Raw genomic sequence first — 16,375 nt, 5'->3', positions numbered from 1 at the left:
GATGGATTGGTATCTATCTTGCTAACAAAGCATTGGACAAGACGCCTTGAGCAGGATGATGGGATTCCATGGCATAGGAGTGAGACATGATTGAAGTGGCACAGATGGGTGGTGATTTGAGCCAAGTGGGGCCTTTGATGCAGGCGGGCCGGTGGCAGGAAGCGGTTTCCTTGCTCCGACCGATGGTGGAACAAAGGCCTTACGACGCCAGGGCCATCGGCAAGCTGGGCTATGCTCTGTGGAAGCAAGGGGACCGGCAGGAGGGAGTGGAGAGCTTGGAACGGGCCCTTCTGCTGGATCCGGATGATGGGGAGGTCATAAAAGACTGTGTCCGCGTCTTTCAAGAATGCGGCCGAGTCCAGGACGCGCGGGAGATTCTTCAAAGTTACCTGGATCGAAATCCCTGGGATATGGAAGTGAAGGATCACATGGACCATTTGAATGCGTCCGGGCCTGAAACAGAAGTTACCTGTCAATCAAATGACGATGGGGTGTCGAAGGCGGCCCTCTTGGTGGAGCTGGGTGAAGAGGAGTTTGAAAAGGAAAACCTGGAACGGGCGCGCACGTGCTTTGAAATGGCCCTGGAGAAGGATCCCGCCAATGCCAAGGCGCACAACAACCTGGGCGTTCTGGCCTGGCAGCAGGGGGATCTGAACGGGGCACTGGCCCATTTGGACAAGGCCTTGGATCTGGCCCCCACCGACGGGGAAATCTTGCTCAACGCCGCAAGGGCCCTGGGCGCCGCCGGCCATTGCGATACCGCATCCCAGCTGCTGGAAGTCTACCTTTCGGCACACCCCCAAGAGGCGGATGTGTGGGAGGAGTACCGGGAACTGGTCCGCCAAAGTGTGCAGGCGTGGCGCCCCGACAACCTGGATGCGAAAGTGGCCGGAATCTACGTGGAGATGGGACGGCGCCTGGCGGACGCGGGCGATGTCCAAGGGGCCGCCGAGGCGTTTGCCCGGGCGGTTCGCCTGGATCCCGAAAACGCGGAGGGTTACCTCCAGCTTGGCCTCCTTTACGCGCGCCTGGACCAAACGGACGAAGCGCTGGAACTGCTCGAGCAGGCTCAAGCACTGGATGAGGAAAACCAGGAGGTGGCCGAAGCTCTCGGCGCCGTTCGCCGGCGCATCCAGGAGGCGCCATCCGAGGGCGGTCCATTGGAGGAAGACACCGGCTTTGGCCAGGAAGAATCGGCGGTGGGTTGCGCCAACTGAAGGATGGGGGCCATGGGGCGGTTGATAAACGTTAACGGGCACCTCAAGGCTCGAAGGTGGGGGAAGTGAAGAAACCGCGCATCTCGTTGTGCATGATCGTCAAAAACGAGGAACACAACCTTCCTCGCTGCCTGGACAGCGTCCAAGGGCAGGTGGATGAGATCGTCGTGGTGGATACGGGCTCCACGGATCGCACGGTGGAGGTGGCGAGCCGTTATGGAGCCAAGATGGTGACATTTGCCTGGAACGGCGACTTTTCCGCCGCCAGAAATGTGTCGCTGGATCACGCCTCGGGCGACTGGGTCTTGTGGCTGGACGCCGACGAGGAGCTCCTGGAGGGGACCGGGGGCATGACATTGCCCGAACTGGCGGCCTCCACGGACGTGGACGCCTATCTGGTGCCGATTCAGAACATGAAGGCGGACGGCTCCTTTACCGCCCATTTCGCTGTGCGCTTTTTTCGCAAACTGGAGGGGATCCGGTTCGAGGGGAAAGCCCACGAAAGCGTGGGAGATTGGCTGCTTCGCCAGAACGCGCGCATCGCGCAATCCCCCGTGCCCATCCGGCACTGGGGATACGCCGTCTCCGACGGGGAGCTGCAACGCAAATTGGACCGCAACCTGGAGCTGCTCATGGCGCAGCTCAAGCAAACCCCCAACAGTTCTTATGTGCACTACTACATCGGCATGACCCTCATCGGGAAAAAAGACTTTGAGGGGAGTTTTCGGCACCTGCAAAAGGCCCATGAGCTGGGCCCTGAGACCCCCAACATGGAATGCCTGGTGGCGAACATGATCGCTCACCATCACCTGCACCGGTGTCAATACGATGAAGCCGAAAAGTGGGCCCGGCGCTCCCTTGCCGTCACCACGCAGCAGCATACCGGGAGGCTCTTTCTGGGAATCGCCCTTTACAACCAGAAGAAGTTTGCCGAGGCGCTTCCCCTTTTGCAAGGTGCCTACCAGTTTCAGCGCCAGCCGCTCATGAGGCGCCGCAGTGACATCAGCCTGGAGCATGCCCACGGAGAAAAAGAGCTCTTGTGGGCCGTCGCCCGAAGTGCCTACGAAGTGGGCCGCTATCCCCTGGCCTACCAGTTTTTGGAAAGACTGTCGCGTTCTTATTCCCCGGACGGCACGGTGGCTTTGCTGCAAGGCCTTTGCGCCTTGGCCATGGAGTCTTACCGTTCGGCCACGTGCCATTTTCAGCAAGCCGGAGCGTTGGGGGCGTCCTGGGCGGTGCTGGGAGCTCCCTGGGTCCAAGCCCTCCTTCGTCTGGATCGGGCCGATGAGGCCTTGAGGGTTTTGGAAGATGCGGGGGCTTCTTTTTTCCACAATGAGAAGGCCGGGTCCATCTTTACGACGCTGGTGGAGCGGTGTTTTGAATCCCAGCGGATCGGGGCCTTGAGCAAAGTTCTGGAGCGGATCGTGCGAAACGGTCCCACTCACCCCCTCGTTCTGGACGCCCTGGCGGTTTGCCGGATCAAGGCGGGAGATTACGCCAGGGCGGCCGAAGCGCTGGAAGCCCTTTTGGAGCTCGACCCCGGCAACCCGGAAGTGAGGCGGCGGCTGGCCGCCGTGTGGTATGGGCTGGGAGACCGAGAGCGGGCCGCCCATCTCTTGCGCCATGGCCGGTCCCGGGAGGCCGTGGGGGCCATGTGGTAGGCCGACGGGCGTTTCCCGTTTCCTTTTGTGTGGTTCCATTGGAGCGGCCGTCAAAAGTATGGCGCTCCACCTTTGAATACGAGGTTTTTACGAATGAGGGATGCCTCGGGTTCCCTGTCCGTTTGCATGATCGTCAAAAACGAAGCTTCCAACATTTGCCAGGCCCTGGAGTCCTTCCGAGACTTTGCCGACGAAATCATCGTGGTCGACACCGGTTCCACGGACGACACGGCGGCGCTGGCCGCTTCCTTTACCCCCCACGTGTACCACTACCCGTGGCACGATGATTTTGCAGCCGCCCGGAACTTTTCCTTCCGCCAGGCTCGTTGTGATTACTTCCTTTGGATGGATGCCGATGATCGCGTGGATGCGCTCAATGCCGCCAAGATCAACGCCCTCAAAAAGCAATTCGACGGCCGGCGTGCCTTCGCCTTCGAACTCCAAGACATCCGAAACGGCGAGCTGTATCGTTCCCTGATGCAGATTCGCTGTATCCCCAACCGACAAGACGTTCGGTTCAAGGGAAGGGTCCACGAAAGCATCGATTGGGACGGTCTGGAAAAGGAACTGCGCCCGGTGGACGTGGACATCGTCATCACCCACCACGGCTACAACGATCCGCTTCTTTTGGAAAAAAAGGTACGGAGAAACATTCGTCTCTTTCTCAAGGAGCTGGAAGAGGGAAGAGACGATGCCACGTTGCATTATTATCTGGCCCTGTCCTATCGCCATGCGGGCAACCACCCGGCGGCCATCCGGCACATGCAAAAAGCGGTTTACCACTTGGAAAAGCGGATGTTTCACTCAGAGAAGGACGCCGATGATCTGCTTCGAAATCAGTGGCTGGATGCTCAGCTCTTCCTGGTTCAGGAATGGCTGGAGTGCGGAAAGAACGGGGACGCCCGTCGCCTGCTGGCAAAAATCACCTGTGAGTCCGCCCTGGATCCCCTGACACTTTTTCGAATAGGGACATCTTATCAATCCTTGGAAGCCCATGCCGATGCCCTGCGGTTTTTGACTCGTGTCGACCCCGAGAAACAAAAACCCACGGCCCTTCCAACCCCCAGGATCGGCCCCGCGCAGGTGGCCGCCCGGATTGCTTTGAGCCTCTTTTGTCTGGACCGAGAAGAAGAGGCCCTTCGGTCCATCACCTTGCTGGATGGTACCGGGGCCCGAAAAGAGGCTTGGGAGAACCTGGGTGTATGGGCTGCGGAAGCCGGTCGATACGGGTTGGGAAAAACGGCCTTCGAAAAGGCCCTGGAACTGGGAGATCTCACGGCCTTGGGCTGGGAACAGTGGGGCGTGGTGTGGGAACGGATGGGGGACATGCCGAGGGCCGAAACGTGCTGGCGAAAGGCTTTGGAGTTGGACCAAGCTGCCGAAGGGGCGGCCATCCACCTGGCCAATCTCCTGTGGAGAAGCAACCGATCGGATGAGTCCTTTGAGATGTTCCGCCGGCTGGTGCACCAGGGCTGCTGCCAGGTTCCGGTTCTTCTGGCTTATGGAATCATGGCGTGTGACCGACACGATTCGTCCGCGCTTGGAAAGATACGAGAGAATCTCGCCGTCTTTCTTGGATTGGAAAAGCCCAACGGAGCCCAGGCCCGCTTGGTCTTTCATGGGCTCGCCCACCACCTGGAGGAGCAAGAAAAGGACGGCTTGGCACGGCTGGCACGGCGCCTCGCCCGGTGGGAAGAATCGGTGAACGGCCAAACAAATCTCGCGTGAAAGGTGGGTGCCAACGGGCCATGCATTGGGCGACGCTGGATCCTTTTCTGATCGACGATCCCTTCTGGCAACAGAAGATGGGCATGCCGGTTGCCAATGAGCAGTTTCTCCATGCCCTGTTGGAGCATGGAGATTGTGCTTCCTATCGTTTTTTTGCGACCGACGGAGCCGCCGCCCATCGATTTGCCGGGCTGTTGCAAGAGCGTTTCCCAGGGATAGCGGATCGGGTACAGGTGCAGCCCCAGGCCACCTTGTCCGCGACCGTTGAAGCCTTCCCGCCGGATGTGATCCATAACGGTGATTTTACCTACTACATGCCCCATCTGATCGAATGGCGGAACCGTTTGAGCCCTTCCCTTCGGTTTCCCGTGACCGGTGTGACCCATTCCCTGGATACGGTGGGACTCTACACCAAGTTCATTCTGTTGCTCCTGGCCGGTCCCCAGCCCTACGATGCCATCGTTTGCACCAGCCGATGCGCGGTGGAGATGTTGCGTCGATCTTTTGACGAGATTCGGGAAAGCTTCCGGGACCGGTTCGGTGCCGTGCTTCCCGCTCCTCCCCGGCTTGTCCACATCCCGCTGGGACTTCCGGCTCGGCGAAGGCCCCTGCCACCCCGCACTCAAGCCCGCAAGCGGCTGGGAATCCCTGAAGATCACGTGGTCCTTCTGAGTCTGGGGCGGCTGTCGCCCCGGAGCAAGATGGATCTCAGCCCCTTTCTGGAGTCCTTCAAGGTCTTCTTGGGATCCCTGGAACCTGGCGGGGGGGCGATGGTCACCCTGGTGATCGCAGGTGGAGGGCGCAAGGAGAGTGTGCGGCTGGTGTCCGAGATGGTGAAGGCGCTGGGCCTGGCGGGCAGGGTGCGGGTTCGGGCCAACGTGTCGGTGGAAGAAAAGGAGGACTGGCTCGCGGCCTCCGATCTTTTCTGTTCCCTGGTGGACAATTACCAGGAAACCTTCGGGCTCAGTCTCCTGGAAGCCATGGAGGCGGGCCTTCCTGTGATTGCTTCGGATTTCAATGGTTACCGTGATCTGGTGGTGGACGGGGAGACGGGCTTTCTCGTGCCCACCTATGCCAGTGCGGGCCAGGAGCCCTGGGACGCTCTGGCCGGAATCCTGGAGCCTTCCGTGCTCCGATACTATCGGGCCCAGAAAGTGGCCTTCGACATGGACGCCTTGGTCAAATCCTTAACGTTACTCGTCTTGAAACCCCGGCTCCGTCGATTCTTTTCGGAAAACGCCAGACGGCGCGTCGAAAAATTTCGATGGCCCCGGGTCATCCAAGCCTATCGGCAGCTCTGGAAAGACCTGGGTTCCTCGGCCCGGTCGGAATCTTGCCACGAGCCGGTGGCGCGGCCTGTCATCACGCCTTCCGTTTCAAAAATCTTTCCCCATTATCCATCCGTGATCCTGGCAGAAGCATCTTCGGTTTTTCCAGGGCCCCAGGGCAAGGACTTTGCCCGGGGCGTCTTCCGACCCATCCGATACGAGGAGACGGCCTTGCTTCTTCGTCAGGAAGTTCTGGAAGCCATGGTCCATCGGGTTTCCGCCCGGGGGGCTTCGAACGTCGTGGATCTTCTTTATCTGGCGGGAAACGAGTACGACCTGGACCGGGACGCGTCCCTGCTCCATCTGGACTGGTTGATCAAGCACGGGGTTCTGGTTGCGAAAAATCGTTAAAGCCCTTCCACCGTCGTGCCGATAGCAAAAGTGAAGGCACAAGAGGACTGGTAGAAAGCTTTTTGGCAGGGAAGTCAAAAACACACCATTCAAGGAGGAAGGATCATGGCACTTCGGATCAACACCAACGTCACGGCTCTTAACGTTCAGCGGAATCTCACCATCAACAACCGGAACCTTTCCAAGTCGCTGGAAAGGCTGTCCACGGGCTACCGGATCAACCGGGCGGCGGACGATGCGGCCGGTTTTGCGGTGGCCAATACCTTCAAGGCCAAGGTGGCGTCCTTGAGGGTCGCTTATCAGAACGCCACGGAATCCAATTCCATGCTGCAGGTGGCGGATGGAGCGTATCATGAGATCGAAAACATTCTGGTGCGCATGAAAGAGCTGGCCACCCAAGCCGCAGGCGATCAGATCACCAATACAGAGCGGGAGTTGCTCAATACGGAATTTACGGAACTTCAGGGCGAGCTGGACCGCATCGCCAAGACGTCCAAATACAACGGGGTGACACTGGTTTACGGTGACAGTGCCAGCGCCACAACCTCCTTTACTTTCCAGATTGGTGCGGAGAATGTGGGCCACGATCAATTGGAGGTTGAACTCAATGCTGTCTCCACAGCCGCGTTGGGTGTGAGTGCTAGTAAAATTGGGACGTTGAGCGACGCACAAAATGCCATGGCTTCCATCGACAACGCGCTTTCGAGCATCAACAACTACACCGCCAAGCTGGGAGCGTACCAGAACCGGCTGCAGCACACCATGGACAACCTGAACATCATGATCGAAAACTATTCGGCCAGCGAATCGGCCATCCGCGATGCCGACATGGCCTATGAAGTCACTCAGTTCACCAAAAACCAGATCCTCCAGCAGTCGGGCATGGCCATGCTGGCCCAGGCCAATGCGGCTCCGCAACAGATCCTCCAGCTGCTGGGATAGACCATCCAGGTTCATCACACTCTACCAGTCCGAGGGGGGGGTGGTTCCAGGGGGGAGCCGCCCCTTCTTTGTTGATGCTCGAAGATGGTTTTTATTAGCAAAAACTGTCAAGGTGCGGGCTCCTTTTGCCGATCAATAAAGTGGGAACGGGAATACCGTTCTGATCGCTGGATTCTTCTCCGGCTTTCGGCCGTCACGGTAAGGCCCGGGGATGGACCGCCAGGAGGTGAACACCATGGGAATCAGCCTCAGTGGGGTTGGAAGCGGCTTCGACTGGCAGACCACACTGGAGCAGCTCCAGCAGGTGGAGGAGGAGCAGTACATCCAGCCGCTCCAGGACCAGAAGGAGCGGCAGGAAGACGTCTTGTCCGCCTGGAACACGGTATCCACCAAGCTCTCCGATCTCCTCAACGCGGTGCAGGACATGGACGGTTCCGACGCCTTCGACCTCTTTTCCGCCTCCCTCACGTCTTCCAGCAGCGTGGATCCGGAAAGCCTTCTCTCAGTGTCGGTGGGATCCGGCGCGGCGGCCGGCCGCTTCGACATCCAGGTCACCAACCTGGCCAAGGCCGAAAAACTACAATCCGCGTCGGTCTCGTCCGCATCGGCTGATGCGGGATGGACGGGGACCATCACCATCGAAGGAAACGACATCACCCTGGACGGCAAGAGCCTGAACGATCTTCGATATGAGATCAACACCCTCAATACGGGCACCAGCGCCACCGGGGTCATGGCCGCGGTCCTCAAGGTCTCCGATTCCGACTACCGCCTCATCCTGACCAGCGAAGAAGAAGGGGCCGCCGGGATTGAGTTCACGGACGCCCCCGGTGACTACTTTTCCATCCTCCAGGCGGGAGAAGACGCGGCCTTCACCGTGGACGGGATCGCCATGACCCGTTCTTCCAACACCATCACCGACGCGATAGAAGGTGTGACGCTGCAGCTGCGCGGCGAGGATTCCGCCACCACCGTCTCCGTGGATATTTCCCGGGACGAGCAAGCCGTCCAAGACAAGGTCCAGGGTTTCGTGGACGCCTACAACGGCGTGATGGAATACATCAACCAACAGTTTCAATACAATTCGGTCTCCCAAGAGGCCGGCGGGGTTCTTTTCGGGGACGCGCAGCTTCGCTCCATCAAGAGCCGCCTGCAGACGACCCTGCTGAACGAGCAGATGTTCGACTACGGCATCACCTTTTCCAACGAGGGCACCCTGGAGTTCGACGCCGACGAGTTCACCCAGGCCTTGTCCCAGGATCATGCCGGGACGGTGTCCAAGTTCAACAGCCTGGCGCAAAGTTTGCAATCCGTTCTGGACACCATGACCGATTCGGTGGACGGGACCGTGCCCAACAAGATCCAAAGCGTGGAGGACCAGATCGATTCCCTGGACGATCGGGTCCAGACCATGGAGGATCGAATCGATGCCGAGATGGAGCGGCTCAAGGCCCAATTCATCGCCATGGATTCGGCCATGAACGAGATGAATGCGCAGATGAGCAGTCTGTCCCAACTCTTTGCCAGTTTTTCTTCATGACCCGAGGTTGGGAAAAATTTGCCGTGGGGAGGAAAAAATGAACGCTCAAGCCTTGCCGGCCTTCCAGAATGGAGACGTCTCCCAGGATGATTTCCTGCACCTCATCGTGCGTTGCTACGATGCCATGCTGCAAGACTTCCGGGAAGCTCAGCACGCCCACAGCCGGGGTGATGAGGAGCAACTGATGGATCGCATCCGCCATGCCCAGGATCTGGTGACGGAGCTTCTCATCGGGCTGGACTATGAAAGGGGAGGAGAGGTGGCCCAGAACCTCGGCCGGATCTACAACTACATGCTCAAGGAACTGGTGGCCATACGGGATTCCCAGGCCCAGCAGACCCTGGATCGGCTGATCGCCATGACGGGGGAGCTGCGCGACGCATGGGGCCAGTTGGCTTGTGCCGGTTGAGAAGGAAGAAACGCATGGGGAGGTGTGACAGATGATGAACTACAGGGCACAGGATGCCTACCGGAAGACCAATGTGGAGACGGCGGATACCGCAAGTCTTGTCCTCATGTGCTATGACGCGACCATCCAGGATCTTCGACAAGCCCAGGAGCACCATGCCTCCCAACGCATGGATGCCGCCTACGAGCGCATCCGCCACGGTCAGGACGTGATCACGGAGCTGCTGGTGGGGCTCGATTTCGAGCGCGGCGGTGAGATCGCGGTGAACCTTTCCCGAATCTACAATTATCTGCTCCGGGAACTCATCGGAATCAATTCCAAGAAGGACCCCGAGGTCTATGACGGCCTCATCCGCATTCTGGAAGATCTCCGCGAAGGCTGGCAGGAAGTGAAGAGAAAATACGATCGGGGTGAGCTGAACCTGGGCGGGGTGGAAGACGGTTGGGCCCGGTCCCTGACCGCCTGAACCGCCGCTGGCGCTCCGCGGAACCCTGGAAGGAACTCCCCGTGACTTCAGTCGATCCGCTTGAAAGCTTGGCTGGGGTGATCCAAGAGCTTCGCCGGGCCGTCCAGACGTTGCAGGACGGGGCGGAACAGGACGCGGAGGCCTGGGAAATGGACCGGGCCCTGCGGCACTGCCGGGAAGCCTTTTCGCGCCTGGAGGATGCGGTCCGCGCCATGGACCCGGCGATCGCTCGGCAGGCGGAAAACCGCCGGCGGGTGTGGCGCCTGCTTGAGGACCTCCAGGGCGGCTACGCGGCCTGTGTGGCGCAGTGCCAGGCGGCTTCCCGTCGTGTGGCAGGGCGCATGGCCGTGGTGCGGCAAGGAAAGTCCGCTTCCGCTCAATATCAAAAAGTCGCCCGGCTCAAAGGTCATGGAAGCGGTGGGGCCTGAGAACACTCCGACGTGAAGCGGGAAAGACGGTCGGAGGAGCCTTGCCGGAAAACGATGAAAACCTTCTGTGTCCCAATCCATCGGGGCACAGAAGGTTTTTTTTTTGTGAATAACTGCTAATTTCCGGCGGGGTGCGGGGCCAAGGGGGCCCGGAGGGCTTTAGGCTTCGCCGTCCCCGGGGGCCGTCGGCTCGACGGATTCCATGGCGCTTCCAATCTCCGCCCGCTCCATCACCCACTGGTAGGCCCGGCGGTTGGCGGCGTTCAGAAGCAACGGAGCCCGCACATGGGGGCGCACCGCCCGGGTCTTTCTGTCGAAGGAGACCAGAACGAGGATGGCCAGGTCCTGGGGTTCCTGCACGTCCAAGGGGGCGACTCGTTTTTCGGGGACCTTGTAGCGGATCCCGAAGACGTGGGGCGGGGAGACCACAAAGGCCACGTCCGGATGATCCACCGCCTGAAGCCATTTGAAGGGTCCCTGGCGGTGTTCCAGGAGGACGTATCGCTTCACTTCTTCAAAGCCTGGAATGCCCCACGGGAAGTGGATGAAGGTGCTTTCATCCAGGTCCAAGGTGCCGAATCGTGTGGTTGGGATCTTCATGCCTCGATGTGTTCCTCGATGTCACTCTGTGCCATGGCTGAGCCTGACGCTACCTGTCCTTGGGGACTTCAGGTCTTCTTGGCCTGGGTGGGGAGGCCTTGCAGGAGCTCATCCAGGTCGTCGGCCCGGATGTCCGCTGCCTGTCGGTTTTCCTCCTGGATCTTGCGGTAGATCTCTTCGCGGAAAATGGGCACGTGCCGTGGGCTCCTGATACCCACCTTCACCTTGTTCTGGTCCACGGCGGTGATGACCACCTGGATGTCATCTCCAATCCGAATGGCTTCTCCCACTTTGCGGGTCAGTACGAGCATGGCGTCCCCCGTTGCGGCGGCTGTCCGTGCCGGTGCGGCACAAACTGGTTTGGAAGATTGGGGACACCATACCAAAAGCCGCCTCCGCAAGTCACTTGGAAACCTTCCAAAGGCGGAAGGGCGTTGATTGCGAATGGAGGCGGCTCCTTTTCGTTTCTCAGTCGGCCAGGAATTGCTTGGTCTCGTCCAGGGCCACGAACACATCCGCCATGAGCCGTTCGATGGTTCGCGCGTCGATGCCCAGTTCCTCGAAGACCTCGTCCTGGTTGGGGTTGAGGAATCCGTCCACTCCCGCGCCGATGCCCATGGCGGCCACCATGCGGTTGGCCGCGTAGAGGACGGCCGCCACCCGGCGGTTTTCGGATGCGTCCTGGGGGCTGTGGTGGAAGCCGATGCCGGCCAGGACGGGGCCCGGAAAGTTCCAGTTTTTGGCGATGGTCGCTCCCAGCTCCTGATGATCGATGCCCAAGATGTTCCGTTCCGCGTCCAGAAAGGTGCTCCTTTCCGTCTTCACCGCCCGAATGATCTTGCCCAGGTAATCTTCCACGTACCGATTGAGGACCGTCTTGCCGATGTCATGGAGCAGTCCCGCCGTGTAGACGGTGAGCCGTTCCTTCATGCCGAGCCGTTCGGCGATCCGGTCGGCCATGAGCGCCGTGCCCACGGAATGTTCCCACAGCTCGCCTTCCCGAAGATCGTAGCCCTGGACGGCACCGTCCTGGAACCTGGCCGTGCAGGCGGCCAGAATCACCTCCACCAGAGCCTTTTGCCCCAGGGATACGATGGCGTCCTTGAGGGATCGGACCGGATTGCTCCGCGCATAATGGGGCGAACGGGCCAGGGCCAGCACCCGGGCGGCGATCACCTGGTCGTAGCGGATGACGGCTTCGATTTCTTCCACCGGGGCCATGCGTTGCACCAGGGGCATGACCTTCTGGACCACGTCGGGAAAAGGCGGAAGCTCTTCGGCCACTTTCAAGATATCCTGCAACGGTTTTGGGGAATGGTCTGCCTGGTTCGCCATAGAAGATTCTCCTGAAAGTCATGATGCTCGTTTTCTGAGACCACTTCATCTTTCCTATCGGGAAAAGAGCGCAAAGTCTTGAACCAAAAAGTGCCAAAGGCTATGTTTGAAGGCACGAATTCTTGGTGCCATCTGTTTTTTGAGGACATTCCATGGCTTCGATGCCGGATTCCCAAAACGCCACGGAGCGCGATTATCACTTGCTCGGCCTGAAGCCGGGGGCGCCCCAAGAAGCGGTCAAACGGGCCTATCGTGAACTGGCCAAGCAGTGGCACCCGGACCGTTTCGCTCAAGACACCCCAATGGCCCGAGCGGAAGCCGAAGAGCGATTCAAGCGGCTTCAGGAGGCCTATCGGCGCGTTCTGGAGCATCCGCTGGAATCCCACGCATCGGTTCACCCGTCTTCCCATGGGCATTCAGGCGCCGATGGAAAGACCCGTGGAGGAGAGACCTCCCGGACCGAAAGGCGCTCGGAACCCGGGGGGAAGGCCCCGGGGCGGCAAAGGGCCGGAACCACGGCCGACCGGCGGAGGGGTTCACTCCTTCAGCGGCTTCTGGGAGGCCAGGGCTCTGCCACCGCGCGCCGCGCAGCCGTGGCGGCGGTCTTGTGCGCCGTGGCCTTTGCCCTGTGGTATGGACGGCCCGGGATCCATCCGGTGAAAGCCCCCCCGTCTTCTACCCGGCAGGCCGTGCGGACTCCAGCCACTCCCCCCCGAGGCCCCCTGTCCACGAGCACTTCCGGGCTGGCGAAAAAACTGGACGATGCGGCCAAAAGGCAGCGTGACATTGTGCAGGCTCCGGCCCGTCTTCCCCAGGATCATGCACGCAAAGATAGGGAAAAAACGCCTCCGAGGGCTTCTTTTTCCCTGGGAAGCACCCAGGAAGAGGTTCTTCGGGTGCAGGGGCCCCCTGAAAAGAAGTACGGCAACCGGTGGATTTATGGGCTTTCGGAGGTGCGTTTTCGGGAGAACCGGGTGACGGGCTACGACAACTTCGATGGACGTCTTCGAGTCTCTCTGCGGCCGTCCCGGCAGCAGACAACGGACGGGACAAGGCCCTTTTTCACGCTGGGATCCACCAAGGACGAGGTCTTGAGGGTTCAGGGGACGCCCACCAGTGTCCGGGGCGACCGTTGGACGTACGGGTTCAGCGAGGTGCGCTTTGAAGATGGGCGCGTCGTTTCCTACGACAATTATTTCGGCAACCTGAAGATCCGGTTGCTCCCGTCCCCCGATGCCGTGGCCGCGGGGTCTGGTTCGTCGGGATACTTCACTATCGGTTCCACGCCCGACCAGGTGCTGGCGGTCCAGGGGACGCCCACCAGCATCCGGGGCAACCTGTGGTTCTATCAATTTGCGGACGTTCTTTTCCGGAACGGCCGGGTACGCTGGGTGAACGACCCCGACGGCCGATTGCGCTTCATGCCGTTGGAGGCACTTTCCCAGAGGCGCGGACGTGAACCTTAAGGACAAGAGGTGAGGCCTATGTAGCGAGCTGGATTTCTGGAGACAGCCTACCGCGGGTTTCTGGACGCGGGGATCTATGAAAAATTCCCGGTGCATGTGAACCGGGCCAGGGTGGAGGAACTGGTGGTGGCCTACGAGGGCCTGCTGCAACAGTTTTCTCCGCAGGAAATCGAATCCCTGGGCCGGGTGCCCGACGAAATGATTGGAAAGATGGGACAGGTGGGCCTCTTCGGCTTTTCCATCGCCAAGGAATACGGCGGCCTGGGGTTCAACCTGTGGGAGTACCTGGAGGTGATTCGGGAGCTGGCCCGTCGGGATCTTTCCGTGGCCCTGGTTTCCATCGCCCATCTGTCCATCGGCGTGAAGGGAATCCAGCTGTTCGGCACGGAGGAACAAAAGGCCAAGTACCTGCCGCTGGCGGCGTCCGGGGACATGATCTTTTCCTATGCGCTCACCGAACCCCACATCGGCTCCGACGCCAAACACATCCACACCACGGCCGTTCTTTCCGACGACGAAACCCATTACGTCCTGAATGGGCGAAAAACCTACATCACCAACGCCAACTACGCCGGCGGCCTCACCGTCTTCGCCCAGTTGGATCCCGAAAAGCCGGGCCACATGGGGGCCTTCATCGTGGAAACCGACTGGGAAGGCGTCCAGATCGGCAAAGACATGCCCAAGATGGGCCTCACGGCCAGCTCCACGGCGGCCATCCACTTCAAGGACGTGAAGGTGCCCCGGGAAAACCTGCTGGGAAAACCCGGTGACGGTTTCAAAATCGCCATGACCATCCTCAATTTCGGCCGCCTGGGGCTGGGAGCCGCCTCCACGGGCCTCATGGACCAGTCCGCCACCGACATGGCCAAACGGGCCGCCAACCGCATCCAGTTCGGTGTCCCCATCGAAAACTTCGAGCTGATCCAGGAGAAGATCGTTCGCGCCCGGGCCCACGCCTTTGCCTGCGACGCCATGACGACACTCACCGCCCTGTTTCTGGAAGAGGACCCCCACCGCAATGTGGCCATGGAAACGAGCCACGTGAAGCTTTTCGGAACCACCCGTGCCTGGGACGTGCTCTACGACGCACTCCAAACCGCGGGCGGGTCCGGATACCTGAAGACCAATCCCTACGAAAAGCGCTTGCGGGACTTTCGGGTCACCACCATCTTCGAAGGCACCACGGAGATCCATTCCATCTATCCGCCCCTTTTCGCCATCCGTCGGATGACCAAGGAGATGGCTGGGACCGAGCAGGGCGTTCTGGGGTCCCTGAAAGTCCTTTGGAAACACCTGACGGGCGGCCTCCAGTGGGATGTGCCCTTCCGGGACAAGCAACTGCGATGCGCCGCACGGCAGGCCAAGCGCAACGCGCGGTATCTGAAGTTCGCCCTGCCGGCCGTTGCCATGATCCACCGGAAAAAGGTCATGAGCAAGGAATACGTGCTGCGGCGCCTCACCACCCTGAGCCTCTACACCTACGCGATCCTGGCCATGCTGGCCCGCATGCAAAAGGACCTGGACCGGGGCCTGCTTTCCACGGAACACCGGCTGTTCCTGGACTACATGCTGGAAGAGATGAAGGAATGCCGGCGGTCCTGCCTGCGGCTCTGGAACACCCGAAAGGAAAAGATTTCGGCCCGGCTTTTCCGCTGGGAGCGCTTCTTCCGAGAAGAATCCACCCAGTGATCTCGCCGGTGGGGCCTTCACGCGGGGGGTGCCATAAAAAGTATGCGCCTGCCCGCTTGAGGCCAGCCTGGTGCAAGACTAGGACGATGGGCACGGTTTCGACACATCCCTGGGAGCCTGTCCGAAGACGCCCGGGATCCTCCCTTCTTGTGTGGCCGGAAGATTGGAACTTTCAAGCGGGCTTGTGCTGCGGCCCTTGCCATGCCTTGGTGGGGGGGCCGAACCCACCCCACCAAGGCTGCCTGAGAGAAACCAAAAAGCACCACGGGGCCGGTGGAATATCAACCGGCCAGAAAGCCACAACAGGGCGGGAGGCCATTATGGGACAGGCCCCGTCGGGGCAGGGACCGGCCGGCGGCACGGACCCGCCGATTGGCCCCCGCGGGCGCAAGACGAGCGCAAAGGGAATCTTTCAGTGCAGTAAAAATAATGCACTTCAAGCGCCCTTTCTCCTATCCCTTCGGCCTGCCGGAGTCGGGCGTATATCCCTTCTGAGCTACTCTAATTTTCCGAAATAACCACACAAAATAGCCACGCCCTTCTTTTGTGCTCCGGCGTGCTCCGAATGGCACAAACGTTGCCCTATGTTCGGGGGCCATCGGATTCGTGGTCCTGTTCACGAAGTGAGTTGCCGTTGGGCGACGGCTGGAGTGGCCCAAATGAAGGAAAGGGGACGGGCGGTTATGGAGATGCTTTGGAGAATTTCCTCCCATTGGAGTGTGCGATGGGTGCACGCCGTGGTGGTGGGCACGGTGGGGACGTTGCTGGTGATCTTTTTTCTCAACGGGATGCTTTCCGTGGAGACGCTTCCGGGGTGCCTGCCCTGGGTGGTGGCTTTCAACGGGGCCATGGCTGCTTTCATGTTGGTGGACCGGACGGGTGGGCAGCTCAAGCATCCCCGGCAGTGGTCCGTGGCGGCCGGCGCCGCCGTGGGGGCCCTGTCCCACGTTCTGGCGAACACGCTTTTTGCCTACCTTCATGGCATGCCCCTTCTCGGAACCCGCTCGGCGCTTGTCTGCGTGGCCGTGGCGGCGCTGAGCGGCCTCGGGGGTGGGGTGCTGGCGATAAAGGCCAAGGCGGCCCGGTAATCGGATGGCGGGTCGTCGGGGAAAATATCTGTGTCTGCACTGTCCGGACAGGAAAGGGGGTGAGGATTGCATCCAGGGTAGTTTGAAGACAGGACTGGAAACATCTTAGCTTTTCGTCTTTTTCGAG

Annotated in this window: 15 protein-coding genes; 12 read left to right on the top strand and 3 right to left on the bottom strand. The window is 60.2% G+C overall.

Annotation, left to right across the window (positions count from 1 at the left end; all coding sequences use genetic code 11):
- The first annotated feature begins 86 nt into the window (after nt 1-86).
- From B9A12_RS07200 to B9A12_RS07160, 9 genes are all read left to right on the top strand, one after another.
- Nucleotides 87-1,217 (top strand): tetratricopeptide repeat protein, encoded by a 1,131-nt coding sequence (locus B9A12_RS07200; RefSeq protein WP_084057216.1) that lies wholly within the window; start codon nt 87-89, stop codon nt 1,215-1,217.
- A 65-nt stretch (nt 1,218-1,282) separates the two neighbouring features.
- On the top strand, nt 1,283-2,878 hold the full coding sequence (locus B9A12_RS07195; RefSeq protein WP_084057215.1) for a TPR domain-containing glycosyltransferase: 1,596 nt from the start codon (nt 1,283-1,285) through the stop codon (nt 2,876-2,878).
- A 93-nt stretch (nt 2,879-2,971) separates the two neighbouring features.
- Nucleotides 2,972-4,606: a glycosyltransferase gene (locus B9A12_RS07190; RefSeq protein ID WP_084057214.1), complete on the top strand. Its 1,635-nt coding sequence runs from the start codon at nt 2,972-2,974 to the stop codon at nt 4,604-4,606.
- A 20-nt stretch (nt 4,607-4,626) separates the two neighbouring features.
- Nucleotides 4,627-6,285: a glycosyltransferase family 4 protein gene (locus B9A12_RS07185; protein ID WP_084057213.1), complete on the top strand. Its 1,659-nt coding sequence runs from the start codon at nt 4,627-4,629 to the stop codon at nt 6,283-6,285.
- A gap of 105 nt (nt 6,286-6,390) precedes the next feature.
- Nucleotides 6,391-7,227 (top strand): flagellin N-terminal helical domain-containing protein, encoded by an 837-nt coding sequence (locus B9A12_RS07180; RefSeq protein ID WP_084057212.1) that lies wholly within the window; start codon nt 6,391-6,393, stop codon nt 7,225-7,227.
- Between the two features lie 235 nt (nt 7,228-7,462).
- Nucleotides 7,463-8,767: a flagellar filament capping protein FliD gene (gene fliD / locus B9A12_RS07175; protein ID WP_170920419.1), complete on the top strand. Its 1,305-nt coding sequence runs from the start codon at nt 7,463-7,465 to the stop codon at nt 8,765-8,767.
- A 37-nt stretch (nt 8,768-8,804) separates the two neighbouring features.
- Entirely contained in the window at nt 8,805-9,176 is a 372-nt protein-coding gene (gene fliS / locus B9A12_RS07170; RefSeq protein ID WP_084057210.1) for a flagellar export chaperone FliS, read from the top strand.
- 31 nt (nt 9,177-9,207) lie between these two features.
- On the top strand, nt 9,208-9,642 hold the full coding sequence (gene fliS, locus B9A12_RS07165; protein WP_084057209.1) for a flagellar export chaperone FliS: 435 nt from the start codon (nt 9,208-9,210) through the stop codon (nt 9,640-9,642).
- A gap of 41 nt (nt 9,643-9,683) precedes the next feature.
- The gene (locus B9A12_RS07160) at nt 9,684-10,070 is read left to right on the top strand and encodes a hypothetical protein (RefSeq protein ID WP_084057208.1); all 387 of its coding nucleotides are present in this window, start codon (nt 9,684-9,686) and stop codon (nt 10,068-10,070) included.
- 159 nt (nt 10,071-10,229) lie between these two features.
- Here B9A12_RS07160 and fliW read toward each other — a convergent pair whose 3' ends face one another.
- From fliW to B9A12_RS07145, 3 genes are all read right to left on the bottom strand, one after another.
- The gene (fliW, locus tag B9A12_RS07155; protein ID WP_084057207.1) at nt 10,230-10,670 is read right to left on the bottom strand and encodes a flagellar assembly protein FliW; all 441 of its coding nucleotides are present in this window, start codon (nt 10,668-10,670) and stop codon (nt 10,230-10,232) included.
- A 68-nt stretch (nt 10,671-10,738) separates the two neighbouring features.
- Nucleotides 10,739-10,981: a carbon storage regulator CsrA gene (csrA, locus tag B9A12_RS07150; RefSeq protein ID WP_084057206.1), complete on the bottom strand. Its 243-nt coding sequence runs from the start codon at nt 10,979-10,981 to the stop codon at nt 10,739-10,741.
- A gap of 157 nt (nt 10,982-11,138) precedes the next feature.
- The gene (locus B9A12_RS07145) at nt 11,139-12,005 is read right to left on the bottom strand and encodes an HDOD domain-containing protein (RefSeq protein WP_084057205.1); all 867 of its coding nucleotides are present in this window, start codon (nt 12,003-12,005) and stop codon (nt 11,139-11,141) included.
- Between the two features lie 152 nt (nt 12,006-12,157).
- On the opposite strand from B9A12_RS07145, the gene B9A12_RS07140 reads away from it, so the two are divergent.
- From B9A12_RS07140 to B9A12_RS07130, 3 genes are all read left to right on the top strand, one after another.
- Nucleotides 12,158-13,471: a DnaJ domain-containing protein gene (locus B9A12_RS07140; RefSeq protein WP_084057204.1), complete on the top strand. Its 1,314-nt coding sequence runs from the start codon at nt 12,158-12,160 to the stop codon at nt 13,469-13,471.
- Nucleotides 13,472-13,561: 90 nt separating this feature from the next.
- Nucleotides 13,562-15,160, top strand: coding sequence for an acyl-CoA dehydrogenase family protein (locus B9A12_RS07135; protein WP_084057203.1), 1,599 nt, complete (start codon nt 13,562-13,564; stop codon nt 15,158-15,160).
- 659 nt (nt 15,161-15,819) lie between these two features.
- The gene (locus B9A12_RS07130) at nt 15,820-16,248 is read left to right on the top strand and encodes a hypothetical protein (protein ID WP_084057202.1); all 429 of its coding nucleotides are present in this window, start codon (nt 15,820-15,822) and stop codon (nt 16,246-16,248) included.
- Nucleotides 16,249-16,375 lie beyond the last annotated feature (127 nt).

Origin of the sequence: Desulfacinum hydrothermale DSM 13146 (assembly GCF_900176285.1) — a bacterium.
In the GTDB taxonomy this organism is placed as follows: domain Bacteria; phylum Desulfobacterota; class Syntrophobacteria; order Syntrophobacterales; family DSM-9756; genus Desulfacinum; species Desulfacinum hydrothermale.
The sequence above is the reverse complement of the archived record's forward strand: the minus strand, read 5'-3'. Positions and strand labels throughout refer to the sequence as shown.

Excerpts from the sequence above, each read along its gene's own strand:
- B9A12_RS07200 (WP_084057216.1), top strand. The coding sequence starts at position 87 with ATGATTGAAGTGGCACAGATGGGTGGTGATTTGAGCCAAGTGGGGCCT.
- B9A12_RS07190 (WP_084057214.1), top strand. The coding sequence starts at position 2,972 with ATGAGGGATGCCTCGGGTTCCCTGTCCGTTTGCATGATCGTCAAAAAC.
- B9A12_RS07185 (WP_084057213.1), top strand. The coding sequence starts at position 4,627 with ATGCATTGGGCGACGCTGGATCCTTTTCTGATCGACGATCCCTTCTGG.
- B9A12_RS07180 (WP_084057212.1), top strand. The coding sequence starts at position 6,391 with ATGGCACTTCGGATCAACACCAACGTCACGGCTCTTAACGTTCAGCGG.
- fliD (WP_170920419.1), top strand. The coding sequence starts at position 7,463 with ATGGGAATCAGCCTCAGTGGGGTTGGAAGCGGCTTCGACTGGCAGACC.
- fliS (WP_084057210.1), top strand. The coding sequence starts at position 8,805 with ATGAACGCTCAAGCCTTGCCGGCCTTCCAGAATGGAGACGTCTCCCAG.
- fliS (WP_084057209.1), top strand. The coding sequence starts at position 9,208 with ATGATGAACTACAGGGCACAGGATGCCTACCGGAAGACCAATGTGGAG.
- fliW (WP_084057207.1), bottom strand. The coding sequence starts at position 10,670 with ATGAAGATCCCAACCACACGATTCGGCACCTTGGACCTGGATGAAAGC.
- csrA (WP_084057206.1), bottom strand. The coding sequence starts at position 10,981 with ATGCTCGTACTGACCCGCAAAGTGGGAGAAGCCATTCGGATTGGAGAT.
- B9A12_RS07145 (WP_084057205.1), bottom strand. The coding sequence starts at position 12,005 with ATGGCGAACCAGGCAGACCATTCCCCAAAACCGTTGCAGGATATCTTG.
- B9A12_RS07140 (WP_084057204.1), top strand. The coding sequence starts at position 12,158 with ATGGCTTCGATGCCGGATTCCCAAAACGCCACGGAGCGCGATTATCAC.
- B9A12_RS07130 (WP_084057202.1), top strand. The coding sequence starts at position 15,820 with ATGAAGGAAAGGGGACGGGCGGTTATGGAGATGCTTTGGAGAATTTCC.